This window comes from Antarcticibacterium arcticum (genome assembly GCF_007993795.1).
GTDB lineage: Bacteria > Bacteroidota > Bacteroidia > Flavobacteriales > Flavobacteriaceae > Gillisia > Gillisia arctica.
Genome location: NZ_CP042476.1, coordinates 441791 through 463796, shown reverse-complemented (window position 1 = coordinate 463796; position 22006 = coordinate 441791). Strand labels below are relative to the sequence as shown.

The window sequence follows — 22006 nt, the reverse complement described above, 5'->3', positions numbered from 1 at the left end:
GTCTATATAAAAACGTATATTTCAGAATGAAAAAAATTCTCTATTCAATTGCAGTTATCAGTTTCATTTCAGCTTGTAAAACCCAACAAATTACCAGCCCCGAAAATGACAAACAGGTTAAAGTATCCCTGGACCTTGTAAATGTGGAAGATGACAAAGTAATGGTTACGGTAGATCCCGGAAAATTTTTAGATCCCCAAACTACTTTTTATATTCCTAAAACCGTACCCGGAACTTATTCTTTAGACAATTACGGTAAATTCATAGAAGACCTTAAAGCTTATGATTATGCCGGCAAGCCTTTAATGGTTTCGCGCACAGACGATAATACCTGGATCTTTGAAAATGCGATAAATCTTGATAAGATTACCTATTGGGTAAATGATTCTTTTGATGTTGCAGGAGAGGAAGGAATATTTTCACCGGCAGGAACCAATATCCTGGAAAAGGAAAATTTCATGCTCAATCTTCACGCTTTTGTTGGCTACTTCCAAAACCAGGAAGAGCTGCCCTATCAATTGAGCATTCACCGGCCAGATAATCTTATCGCAGGAACTTCAATGCCTTTGACACAAACGCTAACTGATCCTAAAAATCCGGCTTCAAGAACAGATTATTATAACAGTAACCGGTATTTTGATATTATTGACAATCCAATAATGTATGCTTCGCCGGATACAACCTATATCAATGTGCAGAATATTAAGGTTTTGCTCCATGTGTATTCTCCCAATAAAGTTTATACTTCAAAGAGTATAAAACCTGAGATTGAAAAAATGATCACTGCCCAAAAAAGGTTTCTAGGGGATATTGACAACACCTCCAATTATGCAATCCTGCTATATCTTTCAGATCCTGAAGATCTGGATGCTCAAGGTTATGGAGCCCTGGAGCATCACACATCTACAGTGGTGGTTTTGCCGGAAGTTATGCCATTGGATGCCCTTAACCAGACCATGACCGATGTAGTTTCTCACGAATTCTTTCATATTCTCACCCCCTGAATATTCATTCCAATGAGATCCATTATTTTGATTATAACAATCCCCAAATGTCTCAACACCTTTGGATGTATGAAGGTGTAACCGAATATTTTGCCCACCTCTTCCAGGTGAATCAGGATTTGATCACCGAACAGGATTTTTATGACCGGATGTCCTCAAAAATCGAAGATGCAAAGAATTATGACGATACGGTACCATTTACTTTAATGAGCAAAAACATCCTGGAAGAGCCTTATAAAAGTGATTATTACAATGTCTATTTAAAAGGAGCCTTGATTGGAATGGCCCTGGACCTTAAATTGCGCGAACTGAGCAAGGGTGAAAAAGGAATTCTGGACCTCATGAAAGACCTGAGCCAGAAATATGGAAAAAACCAACCCTTCGAAGATGATGAACTCATTCCCCAAATAGTGGAAATGACCTTTCCTGAAATAGGAGATTTTTTCCGGGAATATATTACCGGGGAAATTCCTATTCACTACGAGCAATTCCTTGAAAAAGCGGGGGTTGAAATGGCAGAAACTACTATTAACACCTCTTATTTTATAAAAGGACAAATCCCATATATTGATGCGGTGCCGGACAGCGGTGAACTTTTCTTCAGAAATAATATCACGCTCAATTCCTTTTGGTTAGAACTGGGAGTTCAAAACGGGGATATTATCAAATCTATAAACGGAACCGATTATAATGTACAGAATGTGTACGAACTGGTTCTAACTTCTGAAGCCTGGGAGGAAGGAGAGGATTTTACAATGATAATTGAACGTGACGGGAAAGAAAAGGAATTGAAAGGAAAAGTCACAGTTCCAACAGATTCCGAACTTAAATTGCGCTCCCTGGACCTTCCAGAAACTGATCCAAGAATGAAAATAAGGGGAGCATGGCTTAAAGGATAATAAGAATAATTCAAGTGTATAAAAGGCGATTGACATTATGTTATCGCCTTTTTTAATTTGAGAAATCACGGCTATAAATGGGGGAAAATCCACAGGAAATAAAACCAACTATTGCCAAAATAAATGTTATTTTGTGAAAAGCTAAGTGTAGCCTGAATAATTGGGAAAACCAATCAATTAGCATATAAAAAATGGAAATACCAATTCTTAAAGATATTGTGGTAGTGTTGGGTCTTTCGATCTTTATAATTCTCCTGTTCCAAAAAATTAAAGTGCCCTCTCTTTTGGGTTTTCTATTGGCAGGAATCATTGCCGGGCCTTATGCCTTTAACCTTATAAGCTCACAACACGAGGTAGAATTATTAAGCGAAATTGGTATTATTTTCCTGCTTTTCATTATTGGAATTGAATTGTCTTTAAAAGGATTGGCCTCTATTAAAAATACGATCCTTATAGGTGGAGGAATGCAGGTGGGAGGAACTATCCTTTTTACAAGTCTTATTTCAACATTTTTAGGTTTACCTATTAATACCGCGGTTTTTTTAGGTTTTTTATTCTCTCTAAGCAGCACTGCAATAGTACTTAAACTTTTTCAGGAAAAAGGAGAAGTAACTTCTCCCCATGGCAGAGTTTCCGTAGCAATATTAATATTTCAGGATATCATTGTTGTGCCAATGATGTTGCTTACACCATTACTTGCAGGAAAATCTGATAATATTTTAGAGACTCTAGGTATTCTTCTCCTTAAGATCCTTGGTGTTGGCCTGGTGATCTATTTACTCGCTATTTACGTGGTTCCGCGAATTTTTAAAATGGTAATTAAAACAAAGAACCGGGAATTATTTATTCTCACAACCATTGTTTTTTGCTTTGGTGTAGCGTGGCTCACTTCATCTGTAGGTTTATCGCTTGCTTTAGGAGCTTTTTTTGCCGGCCTCATCATTTCAGAATCAGATTACAGCCATCAGGCTACGGCCAATGTGCTGCCCTTTCGTGAAATATTTATAAGTTTCTTTTTTATTTCAGTGGGGTCCCTGCTTAATCTCAATTTTTTCTTTGAAAATATTCTCCTAATTCTACTTTTAGTAGTTGGGGTTATCCTATTAAAAATGATAATTCTGGCAATTACGGTTTTAAGCCTTCGATATCCTGCAAGAACTATTTTTATGACGGTATTTGCCTTATTTCAGGTAGGAGAATTTTCTTTACTTCTATCTACTGTGGGGGTACAAAACGACATTTTACCGGTAAATGTGTACCAGTATTTCCTGGCAATTTCAATTATAACCATGGGCCTCACCCCTTTTCTTATTAATTATTCAGATCGTATAACCTATTTCCTCGTAAGAATTCCTCTTCCTGCAAGGGTAAAACAACGCCTAAATAATGTAAGACAAATACACCGGCAGGAGACAGTTTCTTCAGAAGAGCTTAAGGACCATCTAGTAATTATTGGCTACGGAATTAACGGCCAGAACATTGCCAAAGCCGCTAAATATGCCAAGATCCCCTACGTGATCACAGACCTGGATCCCGAATCCTTCCAGATGGCCAAAAAGAAAGGAGAGCCAATTGTATATGGCGATGCTTCAAATCCAGTTATCCTTAAACATTTACACGTACAGGAATCCCGGGTAATTGTTATAGCTATTTCTGATCCTGAAGCCACCAAAAAAATCATAAACTGCGTGAGGGTTTTAACTCAAACCGCCACCTTAATTGTAAGAACCCGGTATGTAAGGGAAATAGAAGACAACATTCGGTTGGGCGCAGATGAAGTAATTCCTGAAGAGTTTGAAACCTCTATAGAGATCTTCAGCAGGGTATTGCGTAAATATTTAATACCCCATAACGAGATCCAGGAATTTATAAATCAAATACGATCTTCAGATTATGAGATGCTAACTACCCTAAAAGAAGGGCCTCACACTCCTGCATATCAACACCTCCATATACCCAACAAGGAAATTGTTACTCTAAGTGTGCAGCGTAGAAATAATAATATTGTAGGAAAATCAATTGAACAATCAGGTATTGGGAAAAATTATGGCGTGACCGTTCTCACCATAAAAAGAGGTGCAAATTATATAACTAATATAAACAACACCACCGTTATTGAACAGGGGGACCTCCTGTATCTCTTCGGAAATCCTACAAACATCAATCAACTTAACCAATTGATTTCATTATAACTTATTTAATAAATTTGATATTTCAACATGTAAATTGATTAAATTTATATAGCCTGAGGCCATACTTTATTCATTAATCCTAAATTTTAAATTATGAAACTAAACCTTTCAGCAATCTTATTAGTGATTGCATTTTTATTCGTTTCCTGTGGAGAAAAAACCGATATTGTAGAATCAGGTACATACAGGGGGATTGTAGATAAGGTGGAAGCCTCAAAAACAGAGATCTATGTAAAAACTTCAGACAATAAAACCCTGGAGCTATATTTTACTGATAATACCAGCCTCACCCGAAATGGGGAAAGGGTTGAATTTTCAAATCTGGAAGAAGGCCAACAGGTAGAAGTTGATGTAGAAAAGACAGGAAAACGACTTGACCCAATAGCAGTACGAATTCTTGATTAAATGGAAATATTCCCGGATTTTTTGCGAACAGAGGTGTTACATCCTCTGTTTGTTCATTTCCCCATTGCCCTCCTTCTTGTAGCCACTTTATTTAAAATTGCCGGCCTTTGGCCTAAAGGTAAATTTCTTGATCTCCCTGCAAGTATATTGCTTTTTCTGGGAACCCTGGGAGGTTGGATGGCCATTTATACCGGTAACCTGGCAGATGGAATCGTATCCAGAAATCTTTGTGATCCCACGGTTTTGAAAACCCATGAGAATACCGCATATACAATGATATGGTTGTTTACTTCGGCTCTTATTTTAGATGTAGTGTATCAAGCGGGAATTTTGAATTTTAAGTCTTCTATAGCCAGGGGCTTACTTATTATTCTATTGCTCATAGGATCGGGTTATGTAGGTTTTGTAGGACATAGCGGCGCTAGCCTGGTATATGAGCAGGCAGCAGGTGTAAATATACCATCTGCCAATTGCGATGAATTTAATTAAAGCTAATTCCCTTATCCTTCAAGGACATTGATGATACCCGGAGTAATATATTGTTTTGAAAATTCAATTTTGCCATTCGACCGGTTAAAAAATCCCGATGCCAGTCCTACTCTTCCTTCTTCAATTTCTTTTTTTAAATAATCACTCATTTCCATGATCCGGCTTTTGGACCTTTCAATATTCCAGTTTGTGATATCATCTGCTATCCCAAAAATTGTTTCCTCTTTAATGGATCCTCTTTGAACCCCTAAGGCATTTACCGCATCAGTGATAAGCGGTATCAAATAACTTGGGTTGGAATCGCGGTAATCGCGCAAAGCTTCAGCATAAATTTTATTAGAAGAGTTCCCCATAAAAAGGATAAATTTAGCACCCTGTTTTTTACACGCCACTTCTATACTCCTAATAACTTCCTTATCTACCAGATTTCCTGCCGTTCGTATAGGAATAAGATCTCCAATTCCGGTATTCATTAAAACATTAAGGGGTTCCCTCATATCAATGCAATTTACTACCGCAGCCAGAGGGGGTGCATTAATGAAATCCATAAGTTCCTTATTCCGTAACCTGCGAGACACAAGTTTTCCATCTACATAGCGTTGATTGCCATCCTGCAGGTATTCAAATATTTCTTCCGGTGTTGATCTTTCCTTGAACACCTGAATTTCCTCCTGGACAAACTTTAGATCCTTTCCAAGATCATATTTTTCTTTTAGGCCTATAATACTAAGGTTGATATCGTGTTCGCGGGCATAGGTCTCCTTAAAATCTTTAAATATCTCCAATACATCATGATCTATATAACTGGCAAACGTTGCGTCAATAATAACCGTAGAATTATCAGGTACATTCCAAAGTGTATTTTTAATAGAGGCTTTATTGAAAAATGACACTTCATTTGATAATTCCAGGCGAATGGTCTCCCCTTTAAAAATTTTTGTGTTTTCAATAAAAAATGCATTGTGATAATTGCTGCGTAGGATAAAAAAGATACTTACAAGGGTACCAATGAAGATCCCTATAAGCAAATCTGTAGCTATAATAGCAACTACTGTTACTATGAAAGGAATAAACTGGTTCCAGCCCTTTTTAAACATAGTAGAGATCACTTCCCAGGAGGCGAGTTTATAACCTATTACCAATAAAATCGCGGCAAGACTGGACAGTGGGATAAGGTTTAAAACCCTGCTCAAAAATAAAACGCTTAATAGAAGGAAAAATCCATGCAGTATTGTAGAGAGTTTAGTTTCTGCCCCCGCATTAATATTTACAGAGCTTCGAACAATTACCGAGGTAATGGGAATTCCCCCTATGAGACCGGTTAAGGTATTTCCAATTCCCTGGGCTACCAATTCCCTGTTTGGTGGAGTGTTGCGTTTATGGGGGTCTATTTCATCTGCCGCTTCTATGGCCAGTAAACTGGCAATGGATGCAATTAAGGTGATGCTTATGGCAACGCCCCAAACTTCTGGATTTGTGATCGCGGTGAAATCTGGAAAAGTTACCAGTTCCCCTATGTGGTCAATTTTTGGAATGTTTACCAATTGAGCAGCATTAAGATGAAAACCCGGAATTAAGACTTCAAATAAAAAATTAAGAACCACACCAATAATTACCACAACCAGGGCCGGGGGCAATAGATTAAAATTTTTGAGCGGAGACTTCTCCCAGAATATCATTATGGCGAGCGAAATAAGGCTGATAATAATTGGCCCGGCTCCCAGGGAATTATAAAAAGAAATTGTGATATTTTCAACCTGATCCAAAAAACCTAAAGATGGATTGAAGTAACTTTCAGAATCTGGTACTATCCCCAATGCATAAGGAAACTGAGACATTATTAAAATAATACCAATTGCTGCGAGTAAGCCTTTAATAATGTTGGAAGGCATATAATCGGCAATTAGTCCCGCCTTTAAAAGTCCCAGAGCAAGCTGGAAAATCCCTCCCAATACCACTGCCAGTAAGAAAACTTTAAAATCTCCAATTGAAATTATTGCTGCCAATACAACGGCAGATACACTCGCCGCGGGGCCACTAACACTTACTGAAGATTTACTTATACTACCTACAACCAGACCTCCAACAATACCTGAAATAAGCCCTTATACAAGAGGCGCTCCACTTGCCAGGGCGATTCCAAGACAAAGGGGCAGCGCCACCAGAAACACTACAATACTGGCAGGAATATCCTTATTAAGCCGGGAAAAGATAGGTTTATGAAGTTGCTCCATATCTACCTTGTCAACGATCTTATTAAATTTCGGGATATTTTTCAAATGGAAGTTATCTAATTTTAAAGATTACATTCCTTCCTAAAGCAGAAGGTTGTTCGTAAAAATAACAAAATCCTCAATTTATGCAACTTAAAGAGGCTTTTATAAAAGCCGGATTATTAAACTTTTCACAAAAACCTAAAAACATTCCTGCTCCCGAGTCATTCTGTTTGCGGGATAATTATAATTAGATATCTTTAATTACATTAAACAATCCATTTAAATATATGTCTGTACTTCCTGATAATTTGGTGCGTTACCGTAAGTTCATAGGATTTATGCTAAAGTATTGGAATAGTGATCTTTTCCATCAAACTGCAGCAACCGCTCTTGATGAAAATGAGAACGAAGAGAGGGATTCTGAGGTTTATGACCAGACTCCCGAGGAATTAGTAGATGACCTTAAAAAAATGGGGCCTACCTACATTAAACTGGGCCAATTACTCTCAACCCGGCCGGACCTTTTGCCTGATGCCTATTTACAGGCGCTGGCAACTTTACAGGATGATGTCCCACCAATACCGTATGATGAAGTTCACAAAATAGTTGAAGAGGAAATAGGAACCCGTATTTCAAAGGCATTTTCCTTCTTTAGTGAAGAGCCTCTGGCCAGTGCATCTATTGGACAGGTTCATAAGGCCACTTTGAGGTCGGGGAAACCGGTAGCAGTTAAGGTACAACGACCCGGAATAAGAAAACAATTCCTGGATGATCTTGATACGTTGAAGGAGCTGGCAGATTTTGCTGTAAAACACACCCAGGTAGCTAAAAAATATGCCTTTGATGAAGTGTTGGCTGAATTACGCCACATTTTGCTCCAGGAACTGGATTATGTACGGGAGGGACAGAATTTAATGACCCTTGGAGAAAACCTTGCCGAGTACAAGAATATAATTGTACCTCAACCTGTTTTGGATTATTCCTCATCCCGGGTGCTTACCATGGATTTTATACAAGGGACCAAAATAACATCTATTTCTCCCCTAAAAAGATTGGAAAATAATCTTAGCCCTTTGGTAGATGAACTTGTTGATGCTTATTTGAAACAACTCATTACAGACGGATTTGTGCATGCCGACCCTCACCCGGGGAATGTGCATTTAACTGGAGACAATAAAATAGCACTCATAGATCTTGGAATGGTGGCTAAATTTACACCCTCCATGCAGGAGAAATTATTGCAACTTCTTATAGCCTTAAGCCAAAATGACGGAGAAGCTTCGGCAGATGTGTTATTGTCAATGAGTGAAGCAGGTGAAGAGGCAGACCTTAAAAATTTCAAAAACACCATTAACCATCTCGTGATGGACAGCCAAAATACCAAGGCTTACCAAATGCAAACCGGAAGACTGCTAATACAAATGAACCGGGTGGCTGCAGAAAATGGAATTCATATTTCTGTTGAAGTTAATATATTGGGCAAGATCCTATTAAATATGGATCAGATAGTGGCGGTTTTAGAACCTGAGTTTGATCTTAGAAAGGCTATAAGAGAGCATGTAAATAAAATGATGCGCTCCAAGATGTATCATGAAATGAAACCTGAAAATCTTTTTGCGCTAGCCCTACAAACTAAGAATCTTGCTGAAAACCTTCCGCAGCGACTTAATAAGATCTCTGAAAATCTCGCCAACAACAATTTTCGGATGAAGATAGATGCCATTGATGAAAAGCGATGGACAGATGGTTTTCAAAAAGTGGCAAACAGGATCACCTTAGGATTGATCATTGCGGCAATGATCATTGGAGCATCTATGTTAATGAGTGTCCCATCTCCTTTTATGATTTTTGGATATCCGGGTCTCGCAATAATTTTCTTTTTAATAGCAGCGGCGGGAGGTATTGCTTTGAGTTATACCATCCTATTTAAGGACGAATAACGATTTTATCCCTGAAAATTCCCATTTTTATACTTTTATTTAAAACCAATTTTTCCCAATGAAATATTTTTACCTGATTATTCTAAGTTCTTTTTCTATTTCTGTTTTTTCTCAAAAGGTGGAACTACCTGTAGATACTACTGTTGCAACAAGTCACACAGTAAATATAGGTGGAAAAGCTATCAATTACACCGCCCAAACCGGAACACAACCTGTTTGGAATGAAGCGGGGGAGCCTGTGGCGAGTTTATTTTACACTTATTATAAGCGCAGCGGGATCCAAAATACAGAGAACCGGCCACTGGTGATCTCTTTTAACGGCGGGCCGGGATCGGCTTCTGTTTGGATGCACCTGGCATATACCGGGCCCAGGGTTTTGAAAATAGATGATGAAGGATTTCCTGTACAACCCTATGGGGTAAAAGCGAATCCTCATTCAATCCTGGATATTGCAGATATTGTGTATGTAAATCCTGTAAATACCGGTTATTCAAGATTAATTGAAAAAGGGGAAAAGAAACAGGACCGCAAAGACTTTTTTGGTACTAATGCAGATATCAAATACCTGGCCGGCTGGATAAACACCTTTGTTACCAGAAATAATAGGTGGCTTTCTCCTAAATATTTAATTGGTGAAAGCTATGGTACCACAAGAGTTTCCGGCCTCGCGTTGGAATTACAAAACAGCCATTGGATGTATCTGAACGGAGTTATCCTGGTTTCTCCCACTGAAATTGGAATTGAGCGTGGAGGACCGGTTGAAATAGCAAACAGGCTCCCCTATTTTGCTGCGGCAGCCTGGTACCACAAAAAATTGCCAGCCAGTATGCAAAGTAAAGATCTGGATGTTCTGCTTCCCGAAGTTGAAGAATATGCAATTAACACCTTACTACCTGTCCTGGTAAAAGGCGGTTTTACCGAGAAGACCAAAAAACAGGAAATGGCTAGACAAATGTCTATATACTCGGGAATTTCTGAAAAAGTGATCCTACAAAACAATCTTGCTGTACCTTTCAGATACTTCTGGAAAGAATTGATGCGCGAAGAGGGAGGTTACACCATTGGCCGTCTTGATTCAAGATATCTTGGTATAGACTCCAAAGAATCTGGTGATGCTCCAGATTATAATGCTGAGCTTACATCCTGGCTACATTCTTTCACCCCTGCAATTAACTATTACTTACAGGAAGAATTAAAATTTAAGACAGACCTGAAATATTTTATGTTTGGTCCCGTACATCCATGGGACAGGAGTGGAGACAATTCAGGTGAAAACCTGAGGCAGGCCATGGCTCAAAATCCTAATCTTGAAGTTTTGATCCAGGCGGGCTATTTTGATGGTGCTACTACCTATTTTAATGCAAAATATACCATGTGGCAGTTAGATCCCAGCGGTAGAATGCAGGATAGAATTAGTTTTAAGGGATATCGTAGTGGCCATATGATGTATCTTAGGAGCGACGACCTGAAAAATGCCAATGATGATATAAGGGAATTTATAAAAAATAATTTGCCGCGGGAAGGGCAATCTGCAAAATATAATTAATTAAAAACCCTGCAAATAGCAGGGTTTTTAATTTTCTATAATCCGCTAATATAGCTTCCGTAAAGATCCTTAAACTGAATTCCAGTGGTAAAGCGGTATTTATTTAATTTCTGAAATTCCACAAGACCCCACAATAAAAATTCCTTCAGAAAATAAGAATCTTTTTCCTCTATTTCGGGCTGATACTTTTTGATAAGATCATTAAGCGGAGGAACAGAATCAAGCTTTTCCTTATATTCTTTATCTGAAATATCATCGAGAAGTTCAAAACCGCTTTCCGCAAAAAACCATTCCACCAGGTCATTGTAAGGATTCTCGGCATTTGGTTTTTCGAGTTTTTCGATCTTGGGGAAATAATTAGGGAATAAGGTTTTCACGGCATCGGCTATTAATTGCTGGGCAACCGCTGCGCTTCCCTCCTGCTCCCCTTCATACACAAGTTCAATCTTTCCGGTAATTGCCGGAATTACACCCATAAAATCTCCAAACCTGATCTGTGTCTTTTTATCCCCTGTTTTCAAGGCTCTGCGTTCTGCCGTACTCAAAAGGTTTTCCAGTGCCGAAATACTAAGGCGTGCACTTATCCCGCTGCGGGCATCAATATATTCATTATCCCGGGCTTCAAAACTTATTTGTTCCAGAAGATCCCGTGCCAGCTCGGGGATATAGATCATTTCACTTTGGAAAGAATCCATTTTGGCTTCCTGTTTTGTGATCATTTTTGCAGTTTCAATTTCGCGCGGATAATGGGTAAGAATTTGGGATCCAATTCTATCTTTTAATGGAGTTACAATACTACCCCTGTTTGTATAATCTTCTGGATTTGCAGTGAAAACAAACTGCATATCAAGCGGAAGCCGTAATTTGAATCCGCGTATTTGGATATCTCCTTCCTGCAAAATATTAAAAAGTGCTACCTGAATTCTTGCCTGAAGATCTGGCAGTTCATTGATCACAAAGATACAGCGGTTTGCACGTGGGATCATTCCAAAATGAATTACCCTGTCATCCGCATAACTCAGTTTTAAGTTGGCAGCCTTAATAGGATCCACGTCTCCAATCAGGTCCGCTACCGTAACATCAGGAGTAGCCAGTTTTTCGAAGAAACGTTCATCGCGGTGTATCCATGCAATTGGAGTTTTATCACCTTTGTCTTTCATCAGATCCTTGGCAAACCTGGAAAGGGGCTGCAGTGGATCGTCATTAATCTCAGAGCCCTCTACAATTGGGATCCATTCATCCAGTAAATTTACCATAAGCCGGGCAAGACGGGTTTTAGCCTGTCCTCTTAAACCAAGCAGGTTTATATTATGCTTAGATAGAATGGCCCGCTCCAGTTCAGGGATCACGCTATGTTCATACCCATGAATTCCCTCAAACGCCGGTGTGCCATTTTTTATTTTTTCCAGGAGGTTTTGCCTAAGTTCTTCTTTGATACTTTTAGACTTATATCCTGCTTTTATTAATTCCCCTAATGAGTTTATCTTTTCCTTATTCATAGTTTATTTTTTAATTCTCTTAATTCTCCAAATTTTCAACCCTTGATCCTTTTTTTCCTGTTAGATTCATAATCTTCAAAAATCATTTCCCCCAGTCCTTTTAATCCGGTGAAAAAGGCTTTCCCATGATTTGCCTGGGTAAACTCCCGGACAAACCTTTCCAGATATGGATCCTGTGCAATCATGAATGTTGTAATTGGAATGTGTAATTTCCTGGCCTGCTGTGCCATGGTATAACATTTATCAATAATATAGGGATCCAGGCCTACACTGTTTTTATAATAAGAGCCATCACGTTCCCTAATACAGCTTGGCTTTCCATCTGTGATCATGAAAATTTGTTTATTGGTGTTTCTCTTGCGCCGTAAAAGATCCATTGCAAGCTGTAATCCGGCCACTGTATTTGTATGGTATGGCCCCACCTGTAAGTACGGCAGGTCTCCAATGGAAATAGCCCACGCATCATTTCCAAATACTAAAATGTCCAGGGTATCTTTAGGATAGCGGGTGGTGATAAGTTCAGCCAGGGCCATTGCAACTTTTTTGGCAGGGGTAATCCTGTCTTCACCGTACAGTATCATACTATGGCTAATGTCAATCATAAGGACCGTACTCATTTGGGATTTATGGTGGGTCTCTTCCACGACCAGATCATCTTCGGTCATTTTAAAATCTCCCGCGCCATGATTGATCTGGGCATTTTTAAGGCTCTCGGTCATAGCAATCCTGTCTAGGGAATCTCCATAATGAAATTCTTTAAATTCACCCGTATGCTCATCGCCGGCGCCCTGGTATTTGGTAGAATGATTCCCGGTACCGCTTTTTTTAAGTTTCCCGAATATTTGATTTAATGCCTGCTGCCGTATTGCGCGTTCTGTTTTAGCTGTAATTGCCATCCCGGGGCCGTTGGGGGTAATTTCTTCTCTTATATAACCTTTCTTTTTGAGGTCTTCTATAAAATCATCAATACTATAATTTTCATCTGTAAGCTTATATTCAACATCCAGCTGTCTCAACCACTCTATTGCTTCATCAAAATCCCCTGAAGTATGGGTAATTAATTCTTTAAAGATCTCAAATAGCTTATCGAAAGGTGATTTATTTTCTTCTTCAAATTTTTTAAAAATAAAACCACTTCTTATCCGTTTTTTTTCCTCTTTCATGTGTGGAGCTTTAATCGGTTCAAATGAATTCAGATTTCTTCAGGAAAGTATTTTCTTAATCAACCGGTGATTTTTAGTTCCCTAGTTGCTCAATTCATTTTTTAAAGTTAAAGGATTTTAGTCGCAATAAGAGAAGAAACCAATCTCAACACGGACTAAACTTTTGTTAATTTAAGGATTGCATATTCCGGAATGAGCTAACCTGATGTTATTCTTTTCTTAAACCCTTTATTTTATTGAATGATAAATATGAGATTTGAAAAAAATATCTATATGACCCTTAAATCGATATTGATTTCCCTGTGCATCATTTGTTTAAATTTTAATTCCTACTCCCAGAAAAAAGAATCACCCTATGAAACAGATCTGGTTAAAGATGGTATCTGGATAACAACCGGTGTTGGCTTAAATGTAGTGGGCGTACTTTTAATTCAGGATAAACCAAGTTTGTCTCAACAAGACCTCAATGCCCTGTCTAAGGATGATATTTGGGGGATAGATCGATGGGCTGCCGGGAATTATTCTGAAAAAGCCAACAGCGCAAGTTATATTCCAATGTTTACCTCTTTTGCCTTGCCGCTCGCCCTTCTCATCAATGAAAATGAAAGGTCACATGCAGGCCAGATTTCTGTCCTTTTTGTTGAATCTATGGCAACAACCGGAGCTCTCTTTACCATAACAGCTGCACTGGTAGAAAAAAGCCGCCCCCTGGTTTACAATACTTCGATTCCCGATGAGGAAAGAATGGATAATGATGAACAGAGATCCTTCTTTGCAGGACATACCGCTGCTACCGCAGCTGCCACTTTTTTTGCTGCTAAAGTTTTTAATGATTTTAATCCGGATTCCCCCTGGAGACCGGTAGTATGGGGGGTAGCAGCCGCAATTCCTGCTACAGTTGGATATTTGAGAATTCAAAGCGGAAAACATTTTCTTACAGACAATATTGTAGGTTTGGCGGTAGGAGCAGCCAGTGGAATATTAATTCCCGAAATTCATAAAAAAAAGAATAAAAATGTTGAAATTTACCCAACAATGGGATTCAACCTGCGTGGTGAGAATGTAAATTCACAGGGGATAGGGATTTCTTATCAGTTTTAAATTTCAAATATTACCTAAGCTTCACAAATGGATTTTTCAGAAATTGTATTCGCTTTTTTAAGTGTACTAATGTTGATCCCAACCCTTGCATCACTTACAAAATTCGATGAATGGTGGGTAAGGGCATTTGATTTTCCCAGAATTCAAATTAGTTTTCTTATCCTGGTAGTCTTAATAATTACTATACTCATCGCATCTTATGAGAATGTATGGCAAATTATTTTAACATGCCTGCTTGGATTAAGCCTTGTGTACCAAATAATTAAAATTTTTCCATATACTATCCTGTCACGAAAACAGGTGTTAAGCTTTCATGGTGATGATCCTACCGCAATTATTTCCATATTGGTTAGCAATGTTCTTACTACAAATACCCGATACGATAAATTAATAAACCTGGTCAATAAAAAAGCACCGGATATTTTACTTACCCTGGAAACTGATAAAACCTGGGAAGAAGAGCTCAAAGTACTTGAGAAAAAATATCCCTATACGGTAAAAATTCCCCTGGATAATCTCTATGGAATGCATTTATATTCCAGGTTAAAACTGGAACAGGTAAAAGTAAAATATTTAATAAAAGAGGATATTCCTTCAATTCATGGATATTTAAGGTTAAATAATAATGAACGTGTAAAATTCCATGCATTGCATCCTCAACCTCCAAGTCCCACCGAAGATCCAACCTCAACCAACCGCGATGCGGAATTACTTTTGGTAGGAAAGGATGTTAAAAAAGATCAGGAATCTGTGGTGGTGTTTGGAGATCTAAATGATGTGGCCTGGTCCCGCACTACCCGATTATTTCAAAAATTAAGCGGATTGCTGGATCCAAGGATAGGTCGTGGGTTTTACAACACATTTCATGCGGACTACAGGTTATTGCGCTGGCCGCTGGACCATGTTTTTCATACAAATGATTTTACCCTTATCGAACTCTCAAGAGGCCCAAACATAGGATCCGATCATTTTCCTATGTTTATTAAACTTAATTATGAACCCCGGGCAGAGATCCTTCAGGAAGAACCCGAAGAACCAACGGAAGATGAAAAGGAATGGGCCAAGGAAAAAATAGAAAGTGGTAATCCTACCGAAACCGAAGTATAAGAAAGGTTTAAAAATAAGAACTTATTTCCGGTAAATTTTTAATTTGTTTACAATCCTCTGCCGTAATTGGTTTTTCAATAAAACCAATTACAGAATTGTAATTCTCAGATACCTGTTTATCATATCTGTCAATAGAGGAAGTAACCATTATTACAAAAATGTTTTCATTTCTTTCCAGAGATTCCATTTGCCGTAAAAAATCCCAGCCATTCATTACCGGCATATTAATATCCAGAAGAATTAAAAATTTTTGATCTGTATCCTGGTTTTTTAAATATTCCAGTGCTGCCTCTCCACATTTAAATGTAATGGTTTCTTTATCTATACCACATCGCTGGAGGATCTTGCGTTCTACCAACAAAACAATTTCATCATCATCAATAATAAGAACCTTCAACATTTCCAATTGCTTTCTGCAGGATGTTCCGCTTTATTACTTATTTTCCTAATGATAGCATCCAATTCGTGTGCCGATGAAAAAATATTCTCCATCAAGTGGTCCCTGTCTTCGATCTCTCCATGATTCTGTAAAAGATCAATTAATCCCATTATTCTTGCAAGGGGAGCTCTTACAACATGTGACTGGGTCCAGGAAATTTCCTTTAACCGCGCATTATGGTTTTCAATAGTCTTAATGTAATTTTTAAGATTAGAAATATCCTGCATAGACCCAATCATCCGTAAAGGATTACCTTCCTCATCTTTTAACAGATAGCTACGGTCCAGTATATGCTTATATGTCCCGTCTGCACACCTGAACCTGTATTCAATTTGAAGTTGATTATGTTTATTTTTAAAAACTTCCCTGGTTTTCTGTTTAACCCTCTCTTTATCATCAGGGTGAACTTTATCATCCCACCAACTGCCCTCACGTCCAATTTGCGCAGGGTTGTAACCAAACATATTCTGTATCCCTTCGTTATATTCCATTCTGTCATTTACCACGTCATAATCTGTTATAGTATCACTGGTGGCTTTAGCAACAATATTATAGCGCTGTAAACTCTCAATAAGTTCCCGCTCCTGATTTACAAATTCGGTAATATCCCGGGAATTGGCAACTATTCCATTCACTGCAGGATCCTCACATAAATTTGTGACAATGGTCTCAATCCATCTCCATTCATTATTAGCGGTTTTAATTCTATAGGAAGGGATCTGGATCCGTTTTTGATTATTAAGACGTGCAATAGCGTCTTTAACCTGATCTATATCTTCTTCATGAATAAGGTAAAAGAAATTATTTTTAAGTAATACCTCCATATTTACACCCATAACCGCCTGTGATGCCGGGCTGGCATACGAGAGATTACCTTTAAAATCCAGGATCATAACTAATTCCGATCCATCCTGAACAAGGGCTTTAAAACGTTGTTCACTATGTTGCAAGGCTTTTTCTGCCTGTAATTGTGCAGTAACGTCTTTAATAAGGCTAACGCGGGCAGGTTTACCGTCAAAATTAATAGGATTACTGGTTACTTCAACAGATATCACCTCGCCATTCTTTTTCCGGTGTTTCAGTGCAATTTGAAACCACTCCTTATATTGAGATTTCCATTTTTCTTCAACTTTTGGTGTTTCTTCTTTCACCCAAAGGTCCCTTACATTCATCTTTAAAAATTCTTTAGATGAATAACCATAAAGCTCGGTAGCTGCACGATTAACACTTAAAAAATTCAAACTATTAAGGTCCAACACAAATTTTGGTAGCGGACTATGATTAAAAAGGTTTTTATATTTCTTTTCAGATTCGATTAATTGATTTTCAACTTTCTTACGCTCAATACTATAAAATATACTTTTTGAAAGCTGAACGGGATTTAATTCATCTTTGAGCAAATAATCTGAAATACCCAAAGAAAGCGTTCTTACACCATAATCTTTATTGGAATTTCCTGTTAAGACTATTACAGGAACCCTACCGGCTAAATGCATCACTTCTTTTACCAACACCTCAACGTCGCCGGAATCAGGCAGGGACAGGTCGAGTAGAATAGTGTCAAACAAGTTATTTTTAAGAATTTCCCTGGCCTGCAAAAAGGATGCTGCCCTGGTAAGCTCAATTTCCTTATGTTCTTCCGTTAAATAATCTTCTATTAAAATATAATCCCCCAAGTGATCTTCAATTACCAGAATATGTAAGGAAAAATAATTCTCTTTCATGGTAGAATTATGGAGTTTGAGGTAATTGAACGGTAGAAGACCAAAATTCCTTGATCGATGAAACAAGCCTTAAATAATCCCCTGCATTCACTGGTTTTGATATAAAACAATTTGCAAAATTCCTATAGCAACTACTTATATCGTCCTGTGAAGAAGAAGTACTTAATATTATAACAGGAATATGTCTTAAGAACTCATCGGCCTTTATTTGCTTGAGAACCTCGTGTCCATTTAATTTGGGTAAATTTATATCCAGTAGAATAAGGTCTGGAGTAGTTTCTGCAGAATATTTTTCCTTTTTAGCTAAATAATTTAAAGCTTCCCACCCATCCTTTACTACACTAACCTTTTCTACAAAATTCCCTTCCTTAAGAGCTTCGCTAATTAGGACTATATCGCCTTCATTATCTTCAACCAGTAAGACATCAATAGGTTTCATACTTTTAATAATTGGGGTACGTAAATATACTAAAAATGTTTTGGGATTGTAAAATGAAAGGAACTTCCCACCCCCTCTTGGGAAACAACCCAAATTTTACCTCCATGATTCTCCACTATCTTTTTACAAATTGCCAGACCAATTCCCGTTCCTGAATAATCATCGCGTGAATGTAATCGTTGAAAGATCACAAATATTTTATCATAAAAAAGTTCATTAATTCCTATTCCATTATCAGTAACAATAATTTCCCATTCTTTGGCCTGTTCAATTACCGATATTTTTATTACCGGGGATACCTCCTCTTTGCTATATTTAATACTATTGGTTATTAAATTGGACAAAACCCTTTGTAATGGCGTCAAAGCGGCCTTAATGATGGGAAGATCATTAATCTCTATTATGGTTTTTGTGTCTTGTATTAAATTATAATGTAGCTTAATTATATCATTTACCAACAAATTAAGGTCAATAATCTCATAGTTATATTTCAATTTTCCAACACGTGAATAATCCAGTAGATCCAGGATTATCTGGCGCATTCTCACAGCCCCATCTGTGGCAAAATGAATATATTGCCTTGCTTTATCATCCAGTTGGTCATCATATTTTCTTTGCAGTTGAGTTAAAAAACCGGTTACCATCCTTAAGGGTTCCTGCAGGTCATGAGATGCTATATAGGCAAATTGTTCCAGCTCAGCATTGGAAACCGCAAGTTCCCGGGAATGCTTTTCAAGTTCATGATTTAATTCCTCGAGTGCTCTTTCATTTTGCGTTAATTGGGTAATATCCTGAAGTGAACCTATCATTCTAATTGCCTCCCCGTTTTCATCTCTAATAATAAAACCCCGTTCCCGTACTACGGCGATCTTTTTATCCGGCTGAATCAACCGGTATTCACAATTCCATACCTCATCGCTGGATTTTAAGGAGGCATTCAATTTTTTTACTACATTTTCCCGGTCGTGTTTATGAATATTTAATTCCCATTGTTGTAAAGTTTTTTCGGGGGAAATTTTTGGAAATCCGTAAACCTCATAATAAGATTCACTCCATTCTAACAGATTAGTGGATATGTTCCAGTCATAAACAGCCTCACGGCTGGCACGTGCTACAAGTTCAAACCTGTCTCTAGCAAGTTTGATCTCACTATCAAACTTTTTCCTGCCGGTAATATCTTTAAAATAGACTGAAAGTCCATCAACTTTGGGATAAACATTTACCTCAAACCAAGTGGCCAGAGGTTCAAAATATTCCTCAAAGGTTACTTTTATATTTTTACGCATTGCCTCCTCATATTTGGAATAAAAGAGCAACGCTTTAGCTTCGGGGAAATAATTCCAAAGTTCTTTTCCCAATATTTCCTCGCGGGAAACACCCAAAAGGTTTTCTGCTGCTTTATTCCAATAGGTTACTTCCCAGGTGGGTGTTAATGAGAAGAACCCATCTGTAATACTTTCGAGGATATTTTCAATTCTTCCTCCATATTCTTTTAAAGTGACTTCATATCTCTTCCTTTCTGAAATATCGGTATGTATTGCAAACAAGGCAATAAGTTCCCCTTTGCGGTTATAAATGGGCCCGCCACTAAAATAAAAGTCAAGCAATTTCCCGCTTTTATTTCTTAACTGTAAATCTCCCTCCCAATAATTACCTGAGATAAGGATCTTATAAATTTGATAAGCGAGCTCCTTATCAACGTACACTTTTTCAAGAGCACCTTCGCCTAACAATTCATCCTCTTCATATTCCAGGGTCTCTTTAAAGGCGTTGTTAAGGAAAACATCGCCGGTTCCTACCGAGTAGAGGCCAATTCCGTCTTTCGAGCTTTCAATTATATTTTTATATTTTAAAAGTTCAAGATTGATAGTTTTAATGGGGGTTACATCCATTCCAAAAACGTGTACAATCCCTTTTTCGATAAGAAGGGATGGGGTCCAGGAGATCCATTTCCACTCTCCCGAATGGGTTAAACACCGGTTTTGAAAAGGTTTTGGTGATAAACCGGCGGCTACCTCTTTTAAGCGCGAAATGGCAGTTTCCTTTTCATCAGGATGTAAAAATTCAGTAAAAGGAGTAGTAAGAAGATAAGCCTCGGCATACCCAAAAATGCGTGTAAATGCAGGGTTTACTTTTTTAAGATAGCCATCCATACCCACCACAGCAATTAAATTTGTAGAGTGCAGGAATAAGTCATTTAGCCTGTTTTCTGTCATTTTACGCTGTACATCATTTGAAATTTGATAGGCCAGCCTTTTTAAAATTGCTTTACTTTTTAATTCTATGTGCTTCTCCCTTCGTCCAAAAAATGTAAGAGCTGCAATCACCTCCTCTTTAAAAATAATGGGAATCCCTATTCCAAGATTCAATTTTTTTTCTAAAATCTCTTCTTTCCTTATAAATCTTGCATCGTTTTCAAGATCTTGCCATACCTGGACTTTTCCGCTCTTCCAGGTTATTCCAGGCAAACCTTCACCTTTTGAGAAATCTGTGTTTTTCAAAGTTGAAAACCCTTTATAGTCGGCACTTTTCAAAAGAATTGATTTGTCATACCCTATTTCCCAGGCCTCTGCAGATTCAAAATTTAGAAATTTAGAGATTAGCTTAAGAGTTTTTGAAAAGGCTGAGCTTAGAGATTCAGATTTACCAAGGGCGGTGATAAGCCTGGATACAAATTTTTGTTCCTTTTCCAAATTGTAGGAATCAGTAATATTTCGCGCAATTCCTACTAAACCGTTCACTTTTCCATTCTCGTCTTTAAATGGAACTTTAGTAAGTAAGATTATATCTTTCTTTCCCTTATGATCATATACCGCGTCCCTTCGGTTTAATACGGGAATTCCACTTTTCATTATTCGGGAATTATCTTCCATGATTTCAAGGCCTTCCTCAACAGGAAAATAATCTACCGGGCGTAAACCAAGAGTTTCCTCTTCAGAATTTTTTCCCAAATAATCTGAATAGAATTTCTTATTGGTTAAAATGGTTTTGTGGTCCTGGTCTATTACAAAAATGTAATCGGGAATATTATCAATAATTGCTTTAAGCATAGATCGTTCTTCCTGGCTCCTCAATTCAATTTCTCTTATTTCTGAAGCGTCTTTCCCTATACAGAACATCAGATTTTCATCTTCATCCCATTTGGCGGACCAGATAATTGGAACAAGAGTTCCATCTTTATGAATAAATCGATTGGTAAGGTAATTTTTTTCCTGTCCGGACCTAATAGCTAATTCATTAAGAGTGGAAACCTCCATATCTTCTGGATACAGAAAATCAAGATATTTTCTCCCTACTAATTCCTGAGGTTTATACCCGAGAATCCTGTAAGAAGCAGAGCTCACATCCCGAAAAACCCCTTTATCATCCAGTGTACAAATTATATCCAGAGACTGCTCAAGGATTTTATGAAACCGTTTTCCTCCACCGTCTGAAATGGGTAGACTTTCTTCTATTGAGATCTGGATCTTTTTAACCAGAAAATTTTGATCAAAGACAGGTGTCAATTTTAAATTTACTTCTTCTTCCCCCCAGTTAGATTGATATATTTCTTCTGAAAAATTATAAAGGACTTTTTGAAAAATATTTTTAAAATTACTGGAACTATCATGAGAAAATAAAGAATATATGGAGTCTCCAGAAGAGGAAATATCCTTTCCCGCTTCGTCTAACTTCTCTTTAGCCGATAATGAAATGGAAAGGATTTTCCCTGTAGGATTAATAATAATTATCGGTGGGGGACTTATGCTTTTTGTTGTTCCGAGTTCCGCAGAAATTTCTCCGATTTTATGGCTGCTTTGAGATTTACGGAAATCACGGGACATTTAGGACGCATTAGGGGTG

Annotated in this window: 15 protein-coding genes and 1 pseudogene; 8 read left to right on the top strand and 8 right to left on the bottom strand. The window is 37.9% G+C overall.

The genetic code is table 11. The features are described from left to right. The first annotated feature begins 26 nt into the window (after positions 1 to 26). The 4 genes and pseudogenes from FK178_RS15965 to FK178_RS01975 all read left to right on the top strand — a co-directional run bounded on the left by FK178_RS15965 (position 27) and on the right by FK178_RS01975 (position 4989). Positions 27 to 1903, top strand: a pseudogene (locus FK178_RS15965) (M61 family metallopeptidase). Positions 1904 to 2094: 191 nt separating this feature from the next. Continuing rightward, on the top strand, positions 2095 to 4095 hold the full coding sequence (locus tag FK178_RS01985) for a cation:proton antiporter domain-containing protein (protein ID WP_146830485.1): 2001 nt from the start codon (positions 2095 to 2097) through the stop codon (positions 4093 to 4095). Positions 4096 to 4188: 93 nt separating this feature from the next. After that, positions 4189 to 4500 carry a hypothetical protein gene (locus FK178_RS01980; RefSeq protein ID WP_146830483.1) on the top strand — a complete coding sequence of 104 codons (312 nt, stop codon included), beginning with the start codon at positions 4189 to 4191 and terminating at the stop codon, positions 4498 to 4500. Beyond that, positions 4501 to 4989: a DUF2231 domain-containing protein gene (locus FK178_RS01975; protein ID WP_146830481.1), complete on the top strand. Its 489-nt coding sequence runs from the start codon at positions 4501 to 4503 to the stop codon at positions 4987 to 4989. An 11-nt stretch (positions 4990 to 5000) separates the two neighbouring features. Here FK178_RS01975 and FK178_RS01970 read toward each other — a convergent pair whose 3' ends face one another. Next, positions 5001 to 7088, bottom strand: coding sequence for a bifunctional SulP family inorganic anion transporter/carbonic anhydrase (locus tag FK178_RS01970; protein ID WP_317130392.1), 2088 nt, complete (start codon positions 7086 to 7088; stop codon positions 5001 to 5003). A 6-nt stretch (positions 7089 to 7094) separates the two neighbouring features. Next, positions 7095 to 7268: a hypothetical protein gene (locus FK178_RS15590; RefSeq protein ID WP_240793881.1), complete on the bottom strand. Its 174-nt coding sequence runs from the start codon at positions 7266 to 7268 to the stop codon at positions 7095 to 7097. Between the two features lie 224 nt (positions 7269 to 7492). Between FK178_RS15590 and FK178_RS01965 the strand changes: the two genes are divergently transcribed. Both FK178_RS01965 and FK178_RS01960 read left to right on the top strand, forming a co-directional pair. Further along, positions 7493 to 9145: an ABC1 kinase family protein gene (locus FK178_RS01965; protein WP_146830479.1), complete on the top strand. Its 1653-nt coding sequence runs from the start codon at positions 7493 to 7495 to the stop codon at positions 9143 to 9145. Between the two features lie 58 nt (positions 9146 to 9203). Further along, entirely contained in the window at positions 9204 to 10691 is a 1488-nt protein-coding gene (locus FK178_RS01960; protein WP_146830477.1) for a S10 family peptidase, read from the top strand. Positions 10692 to 10726: 35 nt separating this feature from the next. Here FK178_RS01960 and FK178_RS01955 read toward each other — a convergent pair whose 3' ends face one another. Then, positions 10727 to 12190 carry a magnesium chelatase gene (locus tag FK178_RS01955; RefSeq protein ID WP_146830475.1) on the bottom strand — a complete coding sequence of 488 codons (1464 nt, stop codon included), beginning with the start codon at positions 12188 to 12190 and terminating at the stop codon, positions 10727 to 10729. Positions 12191 to 12225: 35 nt separating this feature from the next. Next, a complete protein-coding gene (locus tag FK178_RS01950; RefSeq protein ID WP_146830473.1) occupies positions 12226 to 13353 on the bottom strand; it encodes a vWA domain-containing protein in 1128 nt (375 codons plus the stop codon). Between the two features lie 249 nt (positions 13354 to 13602). Between FK178_RS01950 and FK178_RS01945 the strand changes: the two genes are divergently transcribed. Beyond that, complete coding sequence (locus FK178_RS01945; protein ID WP_240793880.1) at positions 13603 to 14454, top strand: phosphatase PAP2 family protein; 852 nt, start codon at positions 13603 to 13605, stop codon at positions 14452 to 14454. A 27-nt stretch (positions 14455 to 14481) separates the two neighbouring features. Next, positions 14482 to 15561 carry an endonuclease/exonuclease/phosphatase family protein gene (locus FK178_RS01940; protein ID WP_146830471.1) on the top strand — a complete coding sequence of 360 codons (1080 nt, stop codon included), beginning with the start codon at positions 14482 to 14484 and terminating at the stop codon, positions 15559 to 15561. Positions 15562 to 15568: 7 nt separating this feature from the next. Here the strand turns inward: FK178_RS01940 and FK178_RS01935 are convergent, their stop codons facing one another. From FK178_RS01935 to FK178_RS01920, 4 genes are read right to left on the bottom strand one after another with little or no spacing between them, the layout of a single operon-like run. Further along, positions 15569 to 15961, bottom strand: a complete 393-nt coding sequence (locus FK178_RS01935; RefSeq protein ID WP_146830469.1) for a response regulator — start codon at positions 15959 to 15961, stop codon at positions 15569 to 15571. After that, positions 15955 to 17724 carry a PAS domain S-box protein gene (locus FK178_RS01930; protein WP_146830467.1) on the bottom strand — a complete coding sequence of 590 codons (1770 nt, stop codon included), beginning with the start codon at positions 17722 to 17724 and terminating at the stop codon, positions 15955 to 15957. Before FK178_RS01930 ends, FK178_RS01935 begins: the two co-directional genes overlap by 7 nt. 7 nt (positions 17725 to 17731) lie before the next feature. Next, complete coding sequence (locus FK178_RS01925) at positions 17732 to 18163, bottom strand: response regulator (protein ID WP_146830465.1); 432 nt, start codon at positions 18161 to 18163, stop codon at positions 17732 to 17734. A gap of 29 nt (positions 18164 to 18192) precedes the next feature. Beyond that, on the bottom strand, positions 18193 to 21987 hold the full coding sequence (locus FK178_RS01920) for a PAS domain S-box protein (RefSeq protein WP_146830463.1): 3795 nt from the start codon (positions 21985 to 21987) through the stop codon (positions 18193 to 18195). Positions 21988 to 22006 lie beyond the last annotated feature (19 nt).